This is a genomic window from Halobacterium litoreum (genome assembly GCF_021233415.1).
Taxonomy (GTDB): domain Archaea; phylum Halobacteriota; class Halobacteria; order Halobacteriales; family Halobacteriaceae; genus Halobacterium; species Halobacterium litoreum.
On the sequence record NZ_CP089466.1, the window covers coordinates 2,199,025 to 2,217,518 of the forward strand.

An 18,494-nucleotide genomic window follows, 5' to 3' on the forward strand; every position below is an offset into this window, starting at 1 on the left:
CCGCACAGAACACTTATCAGAGCGCCCGGCGGAGACGGATTCGTATCGCGCCCCGCACCGAACACCTCCCCCTCGCTCGTGACTGACGAATCTACTTGGTCCCGCTTCCGGACGGCAGTCGCTCGGCGCGTCGGCGTAGACGCGCGTGCGCTCGCCGCGCTCCGGGTCGCGCTCGGCGTGTTGTTGCTCGCCGACCTCGCGTTCCGCGCGCGACACCTCGTCGCGTTCTACACGAACCGGGGCGTCCTCCCGGTCGCCGCGCTCCGCGGGGAGTACGCGGCGTTCGCGGAGTTCTCGCTGCACGCCGCCGGCGGGGTCGGCGTGCAGGCGGCGCTGTTCGCGCTCGCCGCGGTGGCGGCGCTCGCCGTCCTCGCGGGCTACCACACCCGGCTCGCGGTCGTCGCGTCGCTCGTGTTGCTGGCGTCGCTGCACGCCCGCAACCCCGTCGTGTTGAGCGCTGGCGACTCGCTTCTGCGCCGCCTCCTGCTGTGGAGCGTGTTCCTGCCGCTGGGCGCGCGCTGGTCGGTCGACGCGCGACGCGGCGCGCGACGCGACGGGCACGTGGCGAGCGCCGCGACGGCCGGCCTGCTCGTGCAGGTCGTCGTCGTGTACGCGGTCAACGCGGTGGTCAAACTCCGCGGGGACGCGTGGCTCGGCGGCGACGCCATCCGGTACGTGTTCGGCCTCGGCGGCTACACGACGGCGTTCGGCGCCGTCCTCGCCGACTTCCCCGCGGTGCTCGGCGCGCTCTCCCACGGGTGGCTCGCGCTGCTCGTCGCCTCGCCGCTCCTCCTGGTGGTCGTCGGGCGGGCGCGCACCGCGCTGGCGGCCGCCTTCGCGGTCGCACACCTCGGGATGGCCGCCACGATGCACCTCGGCCTGTTCCCGTTCATCTCGGCCGCCGCGCTCATCCCGCTGTTCCCGCCGGCGGTCTGGGACCGCCTCCCCGAGCCCTCGCGCTCGCCGACGGCGGTCCTCGACGACGTGCTACCGGCCGTCTCGGCGCCGCGCGGCGTCTCGGCGCCCGGCCTCCGACGGACGGTCAGCGTGGCCGGCCGCGCGCTCGCGGCGGCGCTCCTCGTGGGCGTGCTCGTCTGGAACGCGGCCGCGCTCGGGTACGCCGACGTGCCGGGCGCGAGCGGCGTCGACCCCGGAGAGCACCGGTGGGACATGTTCGCGCCGGAGCCCCGGCACGCGTACGTCGAGTACGACGCGACGGGGACGCTCGCGTCCGGCGAGCGCGTCGACCCGATGGCGCGGGGGTTCGACGGGATGCGCTGGCGGACGTACCTGTTCACCCTCCAACAGCCCGGCAGCGAGGCGCTGGCCGACGACTTCGCGGGATACCTCTGCGAGCGCGACGGGCGACTCGCGAGCGTCGACGTCGACTACGTCGAGTACACCGTGCGCCTCGACGCGCCCGACGAGGGCGTGCGCCGCGACCTCGTCGAGCAGTCGTGTCCAGGCACGGGATAGCCCGCCGAGCGCGGGATTGATACGCGGCGGTCGCGTGGCCCCGAGCAATGACTGGGGGGACGCGTTCGGGCCGCGCGAGCGAGCGATGACCGAGCGCATCCGGGAACTGGACGACGCGACGGTCGCCCAGATTGCGGCGGGCGAGGTCGTCGAGCGCCCGGCGAGCGTCGTGAAGGAACTCGTGGAGAACAGCCTCGACGCGGGCGCGTCGAGCGTGGACGTGACGGTGGCGAGCGGCGGCACCGACCGCGTCGTCGTCGCGGACGACGGACGGGGGATGACCGGCGAGGACCTCGAACGCGCGGTGCGCCAGCACACGACGAGCAAACTCGGGGACGCGAGCGACCTCGACGGGGTGGCGACGCTCGGCTTCCGGGGCGAGGCGCTGTACACCATCGGCTCCGTCTCGCGGATGACGGTGACGACGCGCCCGCGGGACGCCGGTGATTCGGGGTGGCGGCTGACCGTCGACCACGGGGAGACGGGCGACCTCCAGCCCGCGGGCCGGCCCGCCGGGACGACGGTCGAAGTGACGGATTTGTTCGCGGAGACGCCGGCGCGCCGCAAGTACCTCAAACGGGACGCGACGGAGTTCGCGCACGTGAACCGCGCGGTGACGCGGTACGCGCTCGCGAACCCCGGCGTGGCGGTGTCGCTGACCCACGACGGCAGGGAGGTGTTCGCGACGACCGGCACCGGCGACGTTCGGGACGCCGCGCTCGCCGTCTACGGTCGGGAGGTCGCCCAGTCCCTGCGCGAGGTCGAGGCGTCCCCGGAGGGGTCGGTGGAGCGCGTCCACGGCTACGTGTCCGACCCGGAGACGACGCGGGCGACCCGCGAGTACCTCGCGACGTTCGTGAACGGGCGCTCGGTACGGGACGCGGTGCTCCGCGAGGCCGTGCTGGACGGCTACGGCGGCCAACTCGCGAACGACCGCTACCCGTTCGCGGTGCTGTTCGTGGACTGCGAGGGCGTGGACGCGAACGTCCACCCGCGCAAGATGGAGGTGCGCTTCGAGGCCGAGGACCGCGTGAAACGCGCCGTCGAGGGCGCGGTTCGGGACGCGCTCCTCGATTCGGGGCTGGTGCGCTCGCGGGCGCCCCGGGGCGCGTCGAAGCCCGGGGACACGGAGATTGCGCCGTCCTCGGCGGGCGACGAATCAACGGAGCGCGCGTCCGGCGACGACTCGCCGACCGAGCGCGAACCGGGCGTCGAACCGGGACGCGTCGGAGCGAGCGCGGGTGCAGCGGCGGACGTGCCGGATGCTGACGACGACGCCGACGAGTGGAGCGCGGGCGGCGAGCAAGCCGAATTCGGAACAGCGAGCGAGTCGGGCGATGGGACGACTCGGGACGCAGCGACGGCCGACGAGACAGATTCGACCGACGCGTCGCCGACCTTCGAGGGGGCGACCGAGAACGCGCGCCTCGCGCCTGACGACCCCGAGGAGTCCTTCGACGGCCTGCCGTCGCTGCGCGTGCTCGGGCAACTCCACGACACCTACGTCGTCGCGGAGGCCGACGACGGCCTCGTGTTGGTAGACCAGCACGCCGCCGACGAGCGCGTCCACTACGAGCGCCTGCGGGAGCAGGCCGACGGCGCGTCCCAGACGCTCGTCGAACCCGTGGAACTCGAACTGACGGCGGGCGAGGCGGCGGTGTTCGAGGACGCAATCGGAGACCTGCGCGAGTTGGGGTTCGAGGCGTCGCTGTCCGGGCGGACGGCCGCGGTGTCGGCGGTGCCGGCGGTGTTCGCGGACGCGCTCGACCCCGAACTCGCGCGGGACGTGCTCGCGGACTTCGTGGCCGACGCTGGCGGCGACCCCGTGGCCGACGCCGCGGACGAACTCCTCGCGGACTTGGCGTGTCGGCCCGCCGTCACCGGGAACACGTCGCTCGCGGAGGGGTCGGTGGTGGCGCTGCTGGGGGAACTGGACGACTGCGAGAACCCCTACGCGTGCCCGCACGGCCGACCGACGCTGATTCGCGTGGACGGCGACGAGCTCGCCGACCGGTTCGAGCGCGACTACCCCGGGCACGGCGGGCGGCGCCGCGAGGACGCTGGGAACTAAGCCGCCCCACGCGTAGGGCGGGGTATGGACATCGTGACGTTCGGCGAGACGATGCTGCGGCTCTCGCCGCCCGGACGGGAGCGCTTAGAGCGCGCGACGGAGTTGGAGTTCCGCGCGGCGGGCGCGGAGAGCAACGTCGCCGTGAACGCCGGCCGACTCGGCGCCGAGACGGCGTGGCTGTCGAAACTCCCGGACTCGCCGCTCGGACGGAAGGTGACGGCGACCCTGCGCTCGCAGGGGACGACGCCCGACGTGGTGTGGAGCGAGGACGGCCGACAGGGCACCTACTACCTCGAACAGGGCGGCGAGCCCCGCGGGACGAACGTCGTCTACGACCGCGAGGGCGCGGCGGTGACGACAGCGGAGTTCGCAGAGTTGGCGACCGACCGAATCGCGGACGCGGGCTACTTCTACACGAGCGGCATCACGCCCGCGCTCTCCGAGACGCTCGCGGAGACGACGGCAGACCTGCTGGAGCACGCGCAGGCGACGGGGACGACGACGGCGTTCGACGTGAACTACCGCGGGAAGCTCTGGGACGCCGAGACCGCCCGCGACGGGCTGGAAGCGCTGTTCCCGGACGTCGACGTGTTGTTCGTCGCGGAGCGGGACGCTCGGGACGTGCTGGGACGAGAGGGGAAGCCGGCGGCAATCGGTCGCGGCCTCGCCGACGAGTTCGGGTTCGGGACCGTCGTCGTGACGCGCGGCGACGAGGGCGCGCTCGCGGTGCGGAACGGCGACGCGTACCGGCAGGGCGCCTTCGAGACGGAGACGCACGACGCAATCGGCACCGGGGACGCGTTCGTCGGCGGCTACCTCGCGCAACGCGTCGACGGCGGGAGCGTCGAGGACGCGCTCGCGTGGGGCGCGGCGACGGCGGCGCTGAAGCGCACGATTCCGGGGGACGTGGCGCTGGTCACGCGCGAGGAAGTCGAGTCGGTGCTCGCCGGCGACGGCGCCGACATCGACAGGTAACCCCGCCTGTCAATTCGTCGGCCAAAAATCTTCATTTAACCCCCGATAGGTGGCCACAAAGCGTTTTCACGGGCAGGCACTCCGGCCCGAGATGCAATGAACACGCGAATCGCGGCAGTCGCGATGGCGGTGCTGGTCGTCGCCGGGTCGGTACCCGCGGCGGCCGTCGCCACGCAGAACGGGACAGGAACACAGGAAGCGTCCGCGTACAGCGGAACGCACGTCACCTTCGACGTGCAGGACAGCGCCGTCGTCGACTACCAGGTCGAGGGCGAGACCGTGTTGGATAGCATGAAAGTCCAGTCCGGGTCGTCCGGGAACGCGGCGGGGGTCTTCGACGGGAGCCTCGACCTCTCCGCGCTCGCGACCATCGAAGGCAGCGCGCTCTCGCTGAACGCGCAGACGAGCGCCGCCGTCGAAATCGGCGCCGAGGGGTCGGCGTCGATGACCGCCCACGACAACGACCACGGCATCCTCGTGGTCCGCTCGGGCGGGAACGGGCAGGCGGTCGTCGCGAACGTCTCCTCGAACGCGGAGGCGTCCGCGGAGTCCGACCAGCAGGTCGAGGTGACGACCGAGGACGGCACGAAGGGGACGTTCGTCGTGGTCGGTGACGGCTCCGTCACCGTCAACGAGAACGGGAACGTCGCCGCGAAACTCGACGGCGACTCGCGTCTCGTCTTCCGGTCGTACCCCGATGAGAAGACCGAGACCGACGAGCAGACCGAGGAGTACATCGCGTCCGGCAAGGCGGCCGCCGAGGTGTACGTCGAACAGCAGGACGGCGAACTCGTCACTGACACCGTGACGTACGGCCAGCAGACGTCCGTCGAGACGAAACAGACCGCGGAGAACACCGTGAACGTCACGGTCGACCGCGCCGCGTCCGAGGGGAAGGTCGTCGTGACGAGCGTCTCCGAGGCCGCGGTCGGCGCGACCGAGGACATCTCGGTGACCGTCGACGGCGAGGCCGCCGCGCAGGCGTCCTCGTACAGCGAACTGGAGGGCGCCATCGGTAGCGACACCTCGAAGTACATGGTCGAGCAGTCCTCCAGCGCGGAGGCGTCGGCCGACGTGTACGTCGCCATCAACCACTTCTCCGAGCGCACCGTCCAGATGCAGGGCGACGGCGGGAGTGACGGCGGCGACGGCGGCGACAGCGGCTCCGACGGGAGCGGTTCGTCGGGCGGCAGCGTGCCCGGCTTCGGCGTCGGCGTGGCGCTCGTCGCCGTGCTCGGCGCGGCGCTCGTCGCGCTCCGCGAGTAACGACTTCGACTGACTCGCTTTTCGAACGGTTCGGCTGCTGGCGCTCTCATCGTTTTTCGACGCGCTCGGTGACAGCCCGCAGCGACGGGTGTAGTCGCGGCGAGCGCCGCGTCGGGCCGAACGCATTTCTCCCCGGCGGGCGAGCGTTCGGGTATGACGCGACCACACGTGGTCGTCGTCGGCGCGTACGGGAGCGCCGGCGTCGCCGCGGCGGAGGTGTTGGCTGACGCGGACGTGGCGCTGACGCTAATCGACGACGGCGAACCGGGGGGCGGGCTCTGCATCCTCCGCGGCTGTATGCCGTCGAAGGAGGTGTTGTCGGCGGGCGCCCACCGGTATCAGGCGCGCCACGACCACCGGCTGACCGGCGACCTCCCCGACGTCGACCTCGACGCCGTCGTGGAGACGAAAGACGACCACGTCCTCGGGTTCGCGGAGCACCGGCGGCGCGCGGTCCACGACCTCGCCGACCGGGAGCACGTGACGTTCCGCCACGAGACGGCGCGGTTCGTGGACGACCGCGTGCTCGACGTCGGGGGCGAGCGAATCGAGGCCGACTACGTGGTGGTGGCGACCGGGTCGGACCTGAATGTCCCCGACCTCCCCGGGGTTCGTGACGTGGACTGGATGGGGAGCAGGGACGTGCTCGACGCCACGGAGTTCCCGGACTCGGGCGTGGTGATGGGGTTCGGGTACGTCGGCGTCGAACTCGTGCCGTACCTCTCGGAGGCCGCCGACATGGACCTCACCGTCATCGAGCACGACGACCGCCCGCTCGACCGGTACCACCCGGCGTTCGGCGAGGAACTGCTCGAACTCTACCGCGAGGAGTTCGGCGTGGAGGTTCGCACGGAGGTGTACGAGGAGTCCGTCGAACCGACCGCAGACGGCGGCGTCCGGGTGCGCCTCGACGACGGCACGACCGCCGAGGGCGACCAACTGTTCCTGTTCACGGGCCGGACGCCCTCGTACCCGGAGGGAATCGGCGTCACCTCCCTCGACCCGGGTGAGGGTTGGGTGGACGACGCGATGCGGACAGCGGGCGACGACCGCGTGTTCGCCGCGGGCGACGTGGTCGGCGACCGAATGCTGTTGCACACGGCCAAGGAGGAGGGGTACGTCGCGGGTCGGAACGTCCTGCGCGCCGAGCGCGGCGAGGAACTGGAGACGTACGACCCCCTCCACCACGAGGTGATGTTCGCGGGGCTGGGCGTCTACCCGTTCGCGTCACTCGGCCTGCGCGCGGACGAGGCGCGCGAGCAGGGCCACAGCGTGGTGACCGCCCAGCGCGAAGCGGCAGACGACGGCGTGTTCAAGACGAAAGACGTGCCCCGCGGGAGCGCGCGCCTCGTCGTGGACGCCGACGACGGGACGGTACTCGGGTACCACGGCCTGCACTTCCACGCGGACGCGATGGCGAAGACGATGCAGGTGATTCTGGAGGCCGAGATGGACGTCCGGGAGGTGCCCGACCGGGCGTACCACCCGACGACGCCCGAGATTCTGGACGGCCTGTTCCGGGACGCGAAAGCCCAACTCTAGCAGTTGGCGAGGGCGTGAGTCCGTCCTCCGAGGGCGCGATTCCGTCAGTCGAGTTGCAGACTAACCGACAGACGGCGTGTTCGTTCGCTCGTGATTCGACGTGACGGCGGTCGCAGCGACGAGCACGATGACGACGGGGAGGACGAACATCCAGAGGGTGCCGGCCAGCGTGACGGTCAACAGCACCAAGCCGGCGATACCGGCGGCGGCCACTCGCGCTCGCCCGTACCAGACACCGGCCGAACCGGCGACAGCGAACGCCCCGAGAGCCGCGAACAGGGCGAGTCGCGTCCAGCCATAGCCGGGCTGGAAGAGATACCAGCCCAACACCCCGAGAAACGCGGCGACGGCGACGACAGAGACGCCGCGCGCGATTGAGTTGCTGGCTTCGCTCACGTGTTCAGCGTACGTTCCTGTCGGCCATATGATTTCTGGCGACAGGCGCGGGCGCCGACTCCGCGGCGTGACAGACGTTTCACTCGTCGTTCTCCGGGAGCCGTCTCGGCGACCGCTAGATGGGTTCGTGGCCGGCGAGGACGCCGTGGACGGCGGCCGCGAGTTCGTCGAAGCGGTCCGTCGGGAGTTCGTCGGTGGTGACGAACGCGCCGTGGCCGTCCTCGATGACCCGGGTGAGGTAGCCGAAGTCGAAGGCGCGGATGGTGTACTGGTAGTCGCCGAGTTCGGTGTCCTCGTAGATGCGCTGGGAGCGAAAGCCCAGCCGTTCGTTGTCCGCGAACCCGACGAGGTCGGCGTCGGCTTCGAGGTCGCTCCGGAGGTAGAGTTGCTCCTCGTGGCTGGCGTCGAAGTAGACGACGCTCCGCAGGTCGTCGCCGACGGTGGTGCGACAGGCCGCGACGAGTTCGTCGGCGAGGTCGGCGGGCGCGTACGCTGGAGTCTCGTCCATGCGACCACGTACCACGCCGAGCACCGTAATACCGTGTGACCGTTTCCCACGAACCGGGAACGCGAGCGTCTGGACGGTGTTTCTCATCGTGCGAGTGCCCGCGAGAAGAGTTATGGGGCGTCCGAGTCACGTCGCTCACATGTCCGATTCCGAGGAGTCCGAGATGGAGTTCCAGGACGAACCGAGCGCGCTCGGCGTGAAGGTGGGAAGCACCCGAACCGTCGTCTCCGGCGGCGACGTGGCCGACCCCGACGTGGTGCGGACGCTGACCTGCCTCGCGACGTACACGGACGCACTCACCGGCGAGGAACACGTCCTCTACGGCGAGGAGGCCGCGACCGAGTACCCCGACCGCGTCCGGTACATGCTGCGCTCGGGCCTCCCCGAGAGCGAGGAGACCACCGAACTCGCCAAGCGCTTCCTCGAGGAGTTCTCGCGCGCGAACGGCCTCGACGAGGACTCCGTCGTCGTCTACGCCATCCCCACCATCGACAACGACACCGGCCTCGAACGCCTCACCGACATCATCGAGTCCGGCCCCGTCGGCGAGCGCCTGATTCGCTCCTACCCCGAGTCGTTGTGTGGCGCGGTGCCCGCGCTCGGCGACGGTCTCGACGCCATCGAGGACACGTTCCTCGCCGTCAACATGGGCTCCACGAACCTCGAAGCCTGCGCGTACCGGCGGGGCGAACAGCTCTCGCCGTTCTCGACGGGCGCCATCACCGGCACCGAGGTCGACCGCCGCATCGCGAACTACGTCGAGGAGGAGACGCAGGGACGCGTGAACATCGACCTCACGACCGCCCGCGAGTACAAGGAAGACCACGCCGACTTCGAGGACTACGAGCCGTTCTCGGACATCATCCAGCAGCCCGGCGGCGGCACCTACGAGTTCACCATCGAGGACTCCGTGATGGACGCCGTCGACGAGTTCGTGGACGACGCCGTCGACGAGGTGGCGAACGTCTTCATGCCGGAACTCGCGAACGACTACATGAAAATCTACCAGCAGGCCCTCGACAACCCCGTCGTGCTCACGGGCGGGATGGCCTGCATCCCCGGCATCGTCGACGAGTTCGAGGCGCGCCTGAGCGACGAACTCGGCCGTGAGGTCGAGGCGACGACCGCCGACGACCCGGCGACGGCGGCGGCGCGGGGCGCCCACCGCATCGCCGACCGTCTCGTGGAACTGGACGAGTACTAACCGAGCGGCGTTCGTGGCGTTAGCGAGACAGTAACTGGCCAACGCTTTTCACGCCGCGTGCGGACCACCGAACCGATGGCGACTGGACAGGTCCGCGTCGTGGAGGGCGCGGAGCGCGTGACACTCGACGGCGGCCGCGAGTTGTCGTTCGCGGAGTACGGCGACCCGGACGGCGACCCGGTCTTTTTCTTCCACGGGACGCCGGGGTCGCGGGTGTCCGGGAGCGTGACGCGCGCGAGCGCCGCCGACCGCGGTGTGCGCGTCGTCGCGCCCGACCGCCCCGGCTTCGGGCAGTCCGCGTTCGCGGGCCTGCGCGGGTTCGAAGCGTTCGCCGACGACGTCCTCTCGCTCGCCGACGCGCTCGGCGTCGACGAATTCGGCGTCGTCGGCTTCTCCGGCGGCGGGCCGTACGCGCTCGGCTGTGCCGCGCACGCTCCCGAGCGCGTGACGCGGTGTGGCGTCGTCTCCGGCGTCGGGCCGCCGGGCGTCGCGACCGACGAGAAACGCCGGTTCGACCGCTGGCTGGCCGGGGTGGCGAAGCGCTCGGTCGCCCTCGCGCGACCGCTCGCGTGGCTGCTCTGCCGGCGCGTCGACGCCGCGAGTCGCTTCACCGACGTGGTCGGCGAACCGCAGGACGGCGACCTCGCGGACCCCCGCCTCGGGGAGACGGGGCGCGTCCTGCTGTCGGACTTCCGGGAGGCCGTCCGGCAGGGGCCGACGCCGCTAGCGGCGGACTACGCGACGCTCGCCCGCGAGTGGGACTTCGACCTCGGAGACGTGACGGCGCCGACGCGCGTGTTCCACGGGAGCGACGACGACGCGGTCCCGCTGGCGGCGGGCGAGCACGTCGCCGAGCGCGTGCCGGAGGCGTCGCTGTCGGTGTACGACGGCGCGGGCCATTTCCGGCCACTCGTGGAGCAGAGCGAGGACGCGCTCTCGTGGGTGGTGAGCGCCGAAACCGGAGACGGCGTCGAAGTGGAGGACACGGCGGAGGTCGACTGAGACGCGCACGGTATCGGTCCGTGTCGCCACAAGACACTTGTTCGCAGTTCTACATCTGCACTCGTGCGAACGAAGTCACTGGTGGCGCTCGGCGTGGTCGCCGTGTGCGTGGTAGCCGGCTGTACGCAGCCACTCGGCCCCGCCAGTACGACCGCGACGACCACCGAACGGACACCGACCACTGCGACGACGGAACGAACGGACGTTCCCATCTTGACAGCGACGACGCAGGAACGCCACCCCGGAGACACCCGCGTCAGCGCGTCGAAGATAGCGAACGAGTCCTCGATTCCAGAGCGCGACGTGAAGAATTTCTCGGCGTTCCGGCGGGGGAAGCGAGCCGTCATCGAGCGGGCAATCGAGTGTTCGTGTAGCGTCGAGACGACGACGTTCGACTACGGGGCGAACCGAGACTACCGGGCCGTTCGCTACAACGGAACGCTCTACGGCCTGTACGTGACGGTTCGATAGATTTCGACGGTGCGCTCGGGCTACGGGTTCACCGCACAGCCGTCGACGTACGCCACGTCTTCGACCGACTCGATGTCAGGGTCGTCGCCGCAGACCGGACAGTCGGGGTTCCGGTTCACGGGCACTTCCTCGAAGGACACGTCGGCGGCGTCGTAGAACAGCAGGCGGCCCGTGAGCAGGTCGCCGTGGTCGAGGAGGTGTTTCACGCACTCTGTCGCCTGCACGCAGCCCATCGTGCCGGGGAGGACGCCGAGGACGCCCGCGGTGGCGCAGTCCGGAATCGTGCCCTCGGGGGGCGCCTCGGGGAACAGACACCGGTAGCACGGCGAGTCGGGCGTGACCGTGATGGCCTGCCCCTCGAAGCGGTAGATGGCGGCGTGACTGAACGGAATCCCGCGGAGCACGCAGGCGTCGTTGACGAGGTAGCGCGTGGCGAAGTTGTCCGAGCAGTCCACCGCGAAGTCCACGCCGTCGAGGTAGTCGGCGACGTTGTCGGGGTCGAGGCGGTCGGCGTGCGCTCGCACGTCCACGTCGGGGTTGAGGCGTTCGACGTACGCGGCGGCGCTCTCGGCCTTCGGGACGCCGATGTCGGCGTCCGCGTGGATTATCTGCCGCTGGAGGTTCGAGCGCTCCACGCTGTCGTCGTCCACGATGCGGAGCGTGCCGACGCCCGCGGCGGCGAGGTACTGAATCACGGGCGCGCCGAGGCCGCCCGCGCCGACGACGAGCACGTCGCCGTCCAGCAGGCGCTGTTGGCCCTCGGGGCCGACGTCGTCCATGATGATGTGCCGCGAGTAGCGGTCGAGTTGCACCGGGTCGAGGTTCAGCCCGGACATAGCCGAATCGACGGGCGGGCCGCGGGTAAGCGTTCCGTCGAGTGCCGCGGGCGGGAGGCGCGTCGCGTTGGCGACACCGGTCGCTCGGCGTCGCTGGCGCGGTGGCCCCCGCCCCCGGGAAAGAACTCGGGTACCCCTACCCGACGCTCGTGACTGGGTTCTCCCGGGGTAAATGTCTTGTCGGAATCGCGCCGACGCCGAATCGAGGCATATGTTACCGAGTAACGAGACTTGAGGTGGGAGCGGTCGTAGACACCGCCGATGGCCGAGATTCCAGCGGAGGCCGACCTCGTCGTCGTGGGCGCCGGGCCGGGCGGGTACGTGGCAGCGATTCGCGGCGCACAGTGCGGACTCGACACGGTGCTCGTCGAACGCGGCGACCTCGGCGGCGTCTGCCTGAACCACGGCTGCATCCCGTCGAAGGCGCTCGTGGAGGCCGCCGAACACGCGGCCGTCGGCGACGCTGCCGAGATGGGCGTCACCGGCGACACAGCCCTCGACTACGGCGCGTTCGCGGACTGGCAGGACGGCGTTGTGGACCGCCTCACGTCCGGCGTCGCGTCGCTGTGCCGGTCGAACGGCGTCACAATCGTCGAGGGAACGGCGCGGTTCGTCGACGACGGCGCCGTCGAAGTCGACCCGCCCGCAGCGACCGCCGACGCCGCCGAAATCGCGTTCGAGAACGCGGTCGTCGCGACGGGGAGTCGCCCCCTGTCGATTCCCGGCTTCGACTTCGCGGACGACCCGGTCGCGAGTTCGCGGGACGTGCTCGACCTCGACGAGCGCCCGGACCGCCTCGTCGTCGTGGGTGCGGGCTACATCGGGATGGAGTTGTCCACCGCGTTCGCGAAACTCGGGACCGACGTCCACGTCGTCGAGGCGCTCGACGCACCGCTCCCCGGCTACCCCGACGACGTGACCGAAATCGTGCAGTCGAACTGCGAATCCCTCGGCGTCTCGTTCTCGTTCGGCGAGGCGGCGACGGAGTGGTACGAGGACATCACGGGCGACGTGACCGTCGTCGCCGAGACCGAGGACGGCGACCGGAGCGAGTACGCCGCCGAGCGCGTGCTGGTCGCGGTCGGCCGAGAGCCGGCGACCGACACCGTCGGCCTCGACGCCACGTCTGTCGACGTCGGAGACGACGGCGCCATCGAGACCGACGAGTACGGCCGGACGGCGGCCGACGGCGTCTACGCCATCGGGGACGCGGCGGGCGACCCGATGCTCGCGCACGCCGCCAGCCACGAGGGGATGCGCGCCGCCGAGCACGCGGCCGGCCGGGACGTACCGGGCGGCGACGCGCCGGTGCCCGCCGTCGTGTTCACCGACCCCGAAATCGCGACGGTCGGCCTCACCGCCGCCGAGGCGCGCGAGTCGGGGCGAGACGTGACCGTCGGCGAGGTGCCGTTCCGGAGCAACGGGCGCGCGCTCACCACCGGGGACGCCGCGGGGTTCGCTCGCGTCGTCGTCGGCGACGACGGCACCGTGCTCGGCGGCGAACTGGTCGGCCCCCACGTCTCGGAGGTGGTCGGCGAACTCGCGCTCGCGGTGACCGCCGGCCTGGACGCCGGCACCGTCGCGCGCACCGTCCACGCCCACCCGACGCTCTCGGAGTGCCTGATGGAGGCCGCCGCACAGACTCGCGGCGAGGCGATTCACGCCCCGAACCGGTAGTCAGAACGTGCGCTCGATGGCCCGGCGCACGTCGTCGGCGTCGGGGACGACTTCGTCTTCCTGGGACGGCGAGAAGGGAATCGGGGTGTCGGGGACGCCGACGCGCTGGACTGGCGCGTCCACGCTCCAGAACGCGTCCTCGACGACGCGCGTGACGATTTCCGCGTGCAGGCCGTAGGACAGCGGGCTCTCGTCGGCGACGACGAGACGCCCCGTCTTCCGGAGGCTCGCCGCGAGCGTGTCCGTGTCCAGCGGGTACAGCGACCGGGGGTCGATGACTTCCACGCTCGCGTCCACGTCGCGGGCCGCCGCCAGTGACTCGCCGAGCAGTCGCTGCGTGGCGACGACGGTAACGTCCTCACCCTCCTGTTCGACCGACGCCTCGCCGATGGGGACGGTGAAGTCGTCGTCCACCGGGACGGGGCCGTGGCGCTCGTAGATGGTCTTGTTCTCGAAGAAGACGACGGGGTCGTCAGAGCGCACCGCGGACTTCATCAGGCCCTTCGCGGCCGCTGGCGTGCCGGGCGCGACGGCCTTCACGCCCGGCAGGTGCGCGACGAGCGTGTGGACGGTGCCGGAGTGCTGGGCGGCCGCGTTCAGGCCCGCGCCCTCGATGGCGCGAATCGTCAGCGGCACCTCGCTCGCGCCGCCGAACATGTACCGCGTCTTCCCCGCCTGGTTCATCACCTGGTCGAAGCAGACGCCGACGAAGTCCGCGAAACTCAGATTCACCACCGGCCGCATCCCGGTCGCGGCCGCGCCGACGCCGGCGCCGACCTGTGCCGCCTCACTGATGGGCGTGTTCCGCACGCGGTCGAACCCGAACTCGTCGTGGAGGCCCGCCGTCACCTCGAAGGAACCGCCGTCCTCCTCGTCTTGGCCCATGATGAACACGTCGTCGTCGGCGAGCAGTTCCTCGCGGAGCGCCGTTCGGAGCGCCTCCCGGATGCTCGCCGTCTCCGTCTCGCGGTCCGCTGTCGTCGCGCTCACCGGCCGTCACCCCCGTCCCCGCCGTCGGTCCGCATGCGCTCCCTGAACGCCTCGACTTCGGGCGCCGGCTCCACGAACACGTCGTCGTAGGCGTCCTCGGGCGCCGGTTCGTCGGCGTTCCGCGCGAACTCCACGGCCTCGTCCATCGTCTCCGCCACGTCGGCCCGCATCGCCTCGAACTGGTCGTCGGTGAGTTCCCCGGCGGCCGCGAGTTCCTCCCGGTAGAGGTCGATTGGGTCGCGTTCCGCCTCCCACTCCTCGACCTCCTCCCGCGTCCGGTAGGGCTCCTCGTCGCCCTCGAAGTGGCCGCGGTAGCGGTACGTCTTCGCCTCCACGAACGTCGGGCCGTCGCCCGCGAGCGCTCGCTCTCGGGCCGCCGCGACCGTCTCGTACACCGCCGTCACGTCCTGCCCGTCCACGATTTCGCCGGGGATGCCGTAGCCGGCCGCCATCTCCGCGAGGTCCTCGACGTTGTGCTGCTCGTCGAAGGTCATGCCCTCCGAGTACTGGTTGTTCTCGACGACGAACACGACCGGGAGGTGCCACGTCGCGGCGAGGTTGATTGCTTCGTGGACCTGGCCGGCGGCGACGGAGCCGTCGCCACAGAAGACGGTGGCGACCCAGTCGGCGTCCGTGAGTTGGGCGGTGATGCCGGCGCCCGTGCCCAGCGGGACGCTCGCGCCGACGATTGGTTGGGCGCCGAGCATCCCGTTGTCGAGGTCGGCGACGTGCATCGACCCGCCGCGGCCGCCGCAGTAGCCCGCTTCCTTGCCGTAGAGTTCCGCGAGCAGGCGGTCGGGTTCGAGCCCTTTCGCGAGGCTGTGGCCGTGAGCGCGGTGCGTGCTCGTGATGTAGTCGTCGTCCGTGAGCGCGGTGCAGGCGCCCACGGCGACCGCCTCCTGTCCCTGGGAGAGGTGGACGAATCCGGGAATCTCGTTGTCCGCGAATCGGTCCCGGACGCGGTTCTCGAACTCGCGTACGAGGAGCATCCTCCGGAGGGCGTCGCGGCGCGCGGCCGGCGTGTCCAGTGTTTGTGCCATGATATCTAGTGACAATGGCTTGGGGCGCCCGACCAAAAGTGTTACTCAGCCGGAAATCGGCGTGTCAGTCCGAGAGCACCTTGCCGCGCGTCGAGAACATCCCGCCGTCGACGACGAGCGACGCCCCGGTCACGAAGTCCGCGAGGTCGCTGGCGAGGTAGACCGCGGCGTCCGCGATGTCCTCGGGCGTCCCCATCCGGCCGCGCGGGACGTTCGCCAAGAACGGGTTCTCCGCGGAGTCGCCCGCGCCCAAGTCCTCCCGCATCAGTTCGGTGTCCGTCGGCCCCGGGTGGATGGCGTTCACCCGGATGTCCATGTGACCGAGCGCGTCCGCCAGCGAGTACGTCATCAGGCGCACCGCGCCCTTCGACGCCGAGTACGTCACGTAGTCGCCGGTCCCCTCCAGGCCGGCGATGCTCGACATGTTGATGATGACGCCGCCGTCCTCCATCGCCCGCGCGGCGCGCTGCGCTCCGAAGAACACGCCCTTCGCGTTCACGTCCATCACCGCGTCGTACGCCGACTCGGTCACTTCGAGGACGTTCTCGACGTTCACCACGCCCGCGTTGTTCACCATCACGTCGACGCCGCCGAACTCGTCTGCCGCGGCGACGGCGTCCGTGAGGTCGTCGGGGTTCGTCACGTCGCACTCCACGAACGTCGCGTCCGCGTCCGTCGTCTCGGCGATTACCTCGTGGGTCGGCGGTTCGTCCTCGCGCGGCGTCTCGTCGAGGTCCGCCACCACCACGTCCGCGCCCTCCTCGGCGAACCGAACGGCGATTGCGCGCCCGATGCCGCTGGACGCGCCGGTGACGACGGCGACCCGGTCTGTGAGCAGCCCGTACATAGTACGACAACGAGTCACACGCCCACCCGCATAAGTGTGTTTCAGGCGTCAATCCGCGGGTTCGGTCGTCACGCCACGAGACTCGGGGCGTCCGCGAGATACTCGTCGAGCGTCGTCAGGAACTTCGCGGCGTCCGCGCCGTCCACGACGCGGTGGTCGAAGGAGAGACTGAACGTGACGTGCCGGCGGAACGCGATGCCGTTCTCGACCTGTACGGGGCGCTCCGTGACGCGATTCACGCCGAGAATCGCGACCTCCGGCGGGTTGATGACCGGCGTGAACGAGTCGCTCCCGAACACGCCCAGATTCGACACCGTGAACGTCCCGCCCGAGAGGTCGTCGCTCGTGTACTCGCCGTCCAGCACGCGGTCGGTCGCTCGCCCGCGGGCCGCCGACAGCTCCGCGGCGGACTTCGACCCTACGTCGGGCACGACGGGCGTCACGAGGCCGTCGTCGAGGTCAACGGCGACGCCGACGTTCTGCTCCTCGTAGAGCGTGTGCGTCTCCGTTTCCGCGTCGTACGTCGCGTTGAACGCGGGATGGTCGGCGAGCGTCTCGGAGACCGCGCGCAGGAACACGTCGGTCAGGGAGACGCCGGCGGCGTCCTTCGCGTCGAACGCCGGTTCCACGTCCACCTCGCGGTCGACGGTCACGTGGACGGCGTCGCGGTAACTCTCGCCGAGGCGCTCGGCGATAGTCGACCGCATCCGGGAGAGTTCGCGCTCCTCGCGGACGGTCCGCGTCGCGGCGCCGCCGGCGTCGGCCGCCGCGTCCAGCACGTCGTCGGACGTGATGCCTCCCTCGGGGCCGGTGCCGGTGACCGTCGCCAGGTCCACGCCGCGCTCGCGGGCCGTCTTCTTGGCCTTCGGCGTCGCCTTCACGTCGCCCGACGCCGTCCGGGAGTCGGTGTCGTCGTCCGCCACGCGCGAGACCGCCGACGCGGGGTCGTCCGCGCTCGCGTCCGGTGTCTCGCCGTCGTCGGGTTCGTCGGTCGCGTCGTCTGTCACGTCGGCGTCGAGTTCGGCTTCGAGGGCGGCGACGTCTTCGTCCGGCCCGGCGACGATTCCCATGGCCGAACCGGGCGGCGCCTCGTCGTTCACGTCGAGGTAAATGCCGCGCAGGACGCCGTCCTCGCGGGCCGCGACCTCCGCGACCGACTTCTCGGACTCGATTTCGGCGACCACGTCGCCCTCCTCGACTTCGTCGCCCTCGTCGGCGTGCCACGCGACGACTTCCCCGACCTCCATCTCGACGCCCAGTTTCGGCATCCGAACGATGTAGCCCATTGACACCACGAGTGTGTTACGCAATAACAAAAAGACTCGCAATACGGTGTCTCGTGGTACCAACGCACAAGGTTTTGTGGTGGGCGTCGTAGGCCCGCCATGCCACTCACCGACCTGCGCGTCCTCGACAGCGTCACTCAACTCGGCGGGGACGCCGACAGCGTCGTCGTCGCCGCCAGCCACGGCGGCGCGTACGCCGGCTACCTCGCCGCCGACGCGGGCGCCCGCGGCGTCGTCCTCAACGACGCCGGCGGCGGCAAAGGCGGCGCCGGCTACGGGGCACTCCCCGTCCTCGACCGGGTCGGCCTCGCTGCGGCGACAGTCGGCCACGACACCGCGCGCATCGGCGACGGCGTCGACTCGCTCCGGAACGGCGTCATCACGCACGTCAACGACGCCGCCGCCGACCTCGGCTGTCGCGTCGGCGACGACGCCATCGACTGCGCGACCGGACTCCGCGACGGCACGCCCCCGGACTCGGTTCCCGACCACGGCACCGCGCGCTACCGCCTCCGCGACGGCGACACGCCCGTCTGGGGGATGGACTCGCTGTCGCTAATTCGCCCCTCAGACGCCGACTGCGTCGTCGTCACGGGGAGCCACGGGGCTCGGCTCGCGGGCGAAACCGAGTCCTACGTGCGGACCGACGTGGCCGGCGCGGTGTTCAACGACGCGGGCGGCGGGAAAGACGGCGCGGGCACGAGTCGCCTCCCGATGCTCGCCGACTACGGCGTGCCGGCCGCGACGGTCGCGGCAGCGTCGGCGCGCATCGGCGACGGCCGCGAGACGTGGCAGGGGACGCTGAGCGCGGTGAACACGCCGGCGCGCGACCTCGGCGCGGCGCCCGGCGACGACTGCCCCGAGTTCGCGCGACTGGTCGCGGAGGCAGATTGAATAGCGCTCGGCG

General features: G+C 70.9%; 17 protein-coding genes. 10 read left to right on the forward strand and 7 right to left on the reverse strand.

All coding sequences use genetic code 11. The features are described from left to right. Positions 1 to 78 precede the first annotated feature (78 nt). The 5 genes from LT972_RS12055 (at position 79) to LT972_RS12075 (ending at position 7,330) form a co-directional block, all read left to right on the forward strand. Positions 79 to 1,476, forward strand: coding sequence for an HTTM domain-containing protein (locus tag LT972_RS12055; RefSeq protein ID WP_232570631.1), 1,398 nt, complete (start codon positions 79 to 81; stop codon positions 1,474 to 1,476). Positions 1,477 to 1,561: 85 nt separating this feature from the next. After that, positions 1,562 to 3,547 carry a DNA mismatch repair endonuclease MutL gene (mutL, locus tag LT972_RS12060; protein ID WP_232572612.1) on the forward strand — a complete coding sequence of 662 codons (1,986 nt, stop codon included), beginning with the start codon at positions 1,562 to 1,564 and terminating at the stop codon, positions 3,545 to 3,547. Between the two features lie 24 nt (positions 3,548 to 3,571). Beyond that, entirely contained in the window at positions 3,572 to 4,522 is a 951-nt protein-coding gene (gene kdgK1 / locus LT972_RS12065; protein WP_232570632.1) for a bifunctional 2-dehydro-3-deoxygluconokinase/2-dehydro-3-deoxygalactonokinase, read from the forward strand. A 96-nt stretch (positions 4,523 to 4,618) separates the two neighbouring features. Continuing rightward, complete coding sequence (locus LT972_RS12070) at positions 4,619 to 5,788, forward strand: PGF-CTERM sorting domain-containing protein (protein ID WP_232570633.1); 1,170 nt, start codon at positions 4,619 to 4,621, stop codon at positions 5,786 to 5,788. Positions 5,789 to 5,941: 153 nt separating this feature from the next. Next, positions 5,942 to 7,330, forward strand: coding sequence for an FAD-dependent oxidoreductase (locus tag LT972_RS12075; protein ID WP_232570634.1), 1,389 nt, complete (start codon positions 5,942 to 5,944; stop codon positions 7,328 to 7,330). 60 nt (positions 7,331 to 7,390) lie between these two features. Here the strand turns inward: LT972_RS12075 and LT972_RS12080 are convergent, their stop codons facing one another. Together LT972_RS12080 and LT972_RS12085 are read right to left on the reverse strand one after the other, a co-directional pair. Next, a complete protein-coding gene (locus LT972_RS12080) occupies positions 7,391 to 7,726 on the reverse strand; it encodes a hypothetical protein (RefSeq protein ID WP_232570635.1) in 336 nt (111 codons plus the stop codon). Between the two features lie 115 nt (positions 7,727 to 7,841). Further along, the gene (locus LT972_RS12085) at positions 7,842 to 8,234 is read right to left on the reverse strand and encodes a DUF7522 family protein (protein ID WP_232570636.1); all 393 of its coding nucleotides are present in this window, start codon (positions 8,232 to 8,234) and stop codon (positions 7,842 to 7,844) included. 139 nt (positions 8,235 to 8,373) lie between these two features. On the opposite strand from LT972_RS12085, the gene LT972_RS12090 reads away from it, so the two are divergent. From LT972_RS12090 to LT972_RS12100, 3 genes are all read left to right on the forward strand, one after another. After that, complete coding sequence (locus LT972_RS12090; RefSeq protein WP_232570637.1) at positions 8,374 to 9,438, forward strand: rod shape-determining protein; 1,065 nt, start codon at positions 8,374 to 8,376, stop codon at positions 9,436 to 9,438. 75 nt (positions 9,439 to 9,513) lie between these two features. Continuing rightward, positions 9,514 to 10,440, forward strand: a complete 927-nt coding sequence (locus tag LT972_RS12095; RefSeq protein WP_232570638.1) for an alpha/beta fold hydrolase — start codon at positions 9,514 to 9,516, stop codon at positions 10,438 to 10,440. Positions 10,441 to 10,653: 213 nt separating this feature from the next. Further along, entirely contained in the window at positions 10,654 to 10,911 is a 258-nt protein-coding gene (locus LT972_RS12100; RefSeq protein ID WP_232570639.1) for a hypothetical protein, read from the forward strand. Positions 10,912 to 10,931: 20 nt separating this feature from the next. Here LT972_RS12100 and ubaA read toward each other — a convergent pair whose 3' ends face one another. After that, the gene (gene ubaA / locus LT972_RS12105) at positions 10,932 to 11,747 is read right to left on the reverse strand and encodes an SAMP-activating enzyme E1 (protein WP_232570640.1); all 816 of its coding nucleotides are present in this window, start codon (positions 11,745 to 11,747) and stop codon (positions 10,932 to 10,934) included. A gap of 261 nt (positions 11,748 to 12,008) precedes the next feature. Between ubaA and lpdA the strand changes: the two genes are divergently transcribed. After that, positions 12,009 to 13,424, forward strand: a complete 1,416-nt coding sequence (gene lpdA, locus LT972_RS12110; RefSeq protein ID WP_232570641.1) for a dihydrolipoyl dehydrogenase — start codon at positions 12,009 to 12,011, stop codon at positions 13,422 to 13,424. On the opposite strand, the gene LT972_RS12115 is transcribed toward lpdA, so the two are convergent. From LT972_RS12115 to LT972_RS12130, 4 genes are all read right to left on the reverse strand, one after another. Next, positions 13,425 to 14,414 carry an alpha-ketoacid dehydrogenase subunit beta gene (locus tag LT972_RS12115; protein ID WP_232570642.1) on the reverse strand — a complete coding sequence of 330 codons (990 nt, stop codon included), beginning with the start codon at positions 14,412 to 14,414 and terminating at the stop codon, positions 13,425 to 13,427. It abuts the gene before it with no gap. Then, positions 14,411 to 15,454: a thiamine pyrophosphate-dependent dehydrogenase E1 component subunit alpha gene (locus tag LT972_RS12120; protein WP_232570643.1), complete on the reverse strand. Its 1,044-nt coding sequence runs from the start codon at positions 15,452 to 15,454 to the stop codon at positions 14,411 to 14,413. The genes LT972_RS12115 and LT972_RS12120 overlap by 4 nt, the downstream gene beginning before the upstream one ends. Positions 15,455 to 15,518: 64 nt before the next feature. Next, positions 15,519 to 16,301 (reverse strand): SDR family oxidoreductase, encoded by a 783-nt coding sequence (locus tag LT972_RS12125; RefSeq protein WP_232570644.1) that lies wholly within the window; start codon positions 16,299 to 16,301, stop codon positions 15,519 to 15,521. Between the two features lie 68 nt (positions 16,302 to 16,369). After that, positions 16,370 to 17,587: a dihydrolipoamide acetyltransferase family protein gene (locus tag LT972_RS12130; protein WP_232570645.1), complete on the reverse strand. Its 1,218-nt coding sequence runs from the start codon at positions 17,585 to 17,587 to the stop codon at positions 16,370 to 16,372. A 99-nt stretch (positions 17,588 to 17,686) separates the two neighbouring features. Between LT972_RS12130 and LT972_RS12135 the strand changes: the two genes are divergently transcribed. Further along, a complete protein-coding gene (locus tag LT972_RS12135; RefSeq protein WP_232570646.1) occupies positions 17,687 to 18,481 on the forward strand; it encodes a hypothetical protein in 795 nt (264 codons plus the stop codon). The last annotated feature ends 13 nt before the right edge of the window (positions 18,482 to 18,494 follow it).

Bases quoted from the DNA above. Each gene is read 5' to 3' on its own strand.
- LT972_RS12125 (WP_232570644.1), bottom strand. From the start codon at position 16,301: ATGTACGGGCTGCTCACAGACCGGGTCGCCGTCGTCACCGGCGCGTCC.
- LT972_RS12070 (WP_232570633.1), top strand. From the start codon at position 4,619: ATGAACACGCGAATCGCGGCAGTCGCGATGGCGGTGCTGGTCGTCGCC.
- LT972_RS12135 (WP_232570646.1), top strand. From the start codon at position 17,687: ATGCCACTCACCGACCTGCGCGTCCTCGACAGCGTCACTCAACTCGGC.
- ubaA (WP_232570640.1), bottom strand. From the start codon at position 11,747: ATGTCCGGGCTGAACCTCGACCCGGTGCAACTCGACCGCTACTCGCGG.
- LT972_RS12090 (WP_232570637.1), top strand. From the start codon at position 8,374: ATGTCCGATTCCGAGGAGTCCGAGATGGAGTTCCAGGACGAACCGAGC.
- LT972_RS12095 (WP_232570638.1), top strand. From the start codon at position 9,514: ATGGCGACTGGACAGGTCCGCGTCGTGGAGGGCGCGGAGCGCGTGACA.
- LT972_RS12120 (WP_232570643.1), bottom strand. From the start codon at position 15,454: ATGGCACAAACACTGGACACGCCGGCCGCGCGCCGCGACGCCCTCCGG.
- LT972_RS12075 (WP_232570634.1), top strand. From the start codon at position 5,942: ATGACGCGACCACACGTGGTCGTCGTCGGCGCGTACGGGAGCGCCGGC.
- LT972_RS12130 (WP_232570645.1), bottom strand. From the start codon at position 17,587: ATGGGCTACATCGTTCGGATGCCGAAACTGGGCGTCGAGATGGAGGTC.
- mutL (WP_232572612.1), top strand. From the start codon at position 1,562: ATGACCGAGCGCATCCGGGAACTGGACGACGCGACGGTCGCCCAGATT.
- kdgK1 (WP_232570632.1), top strand. From the start codon at position 3,572: ATGGACATCGTGACGTTCGGCGAGACGATGCTGCGGCTCTCGCCGCCC.
- LT972_RS12085 (WP_232570636.1), bottom strand. From the start codon at position 8,234: ATGGACGAGACTCCAGCGTACGCGCCCGCCGACCTCGCCGACGAACTC.
- lpdA (WP_232570641.1), top strand. From the start codon at position 12,009: ATGGCCGAGATTCCAGCGGAGGCCGACCTCGTCGTCGTGGGCGCCGGG.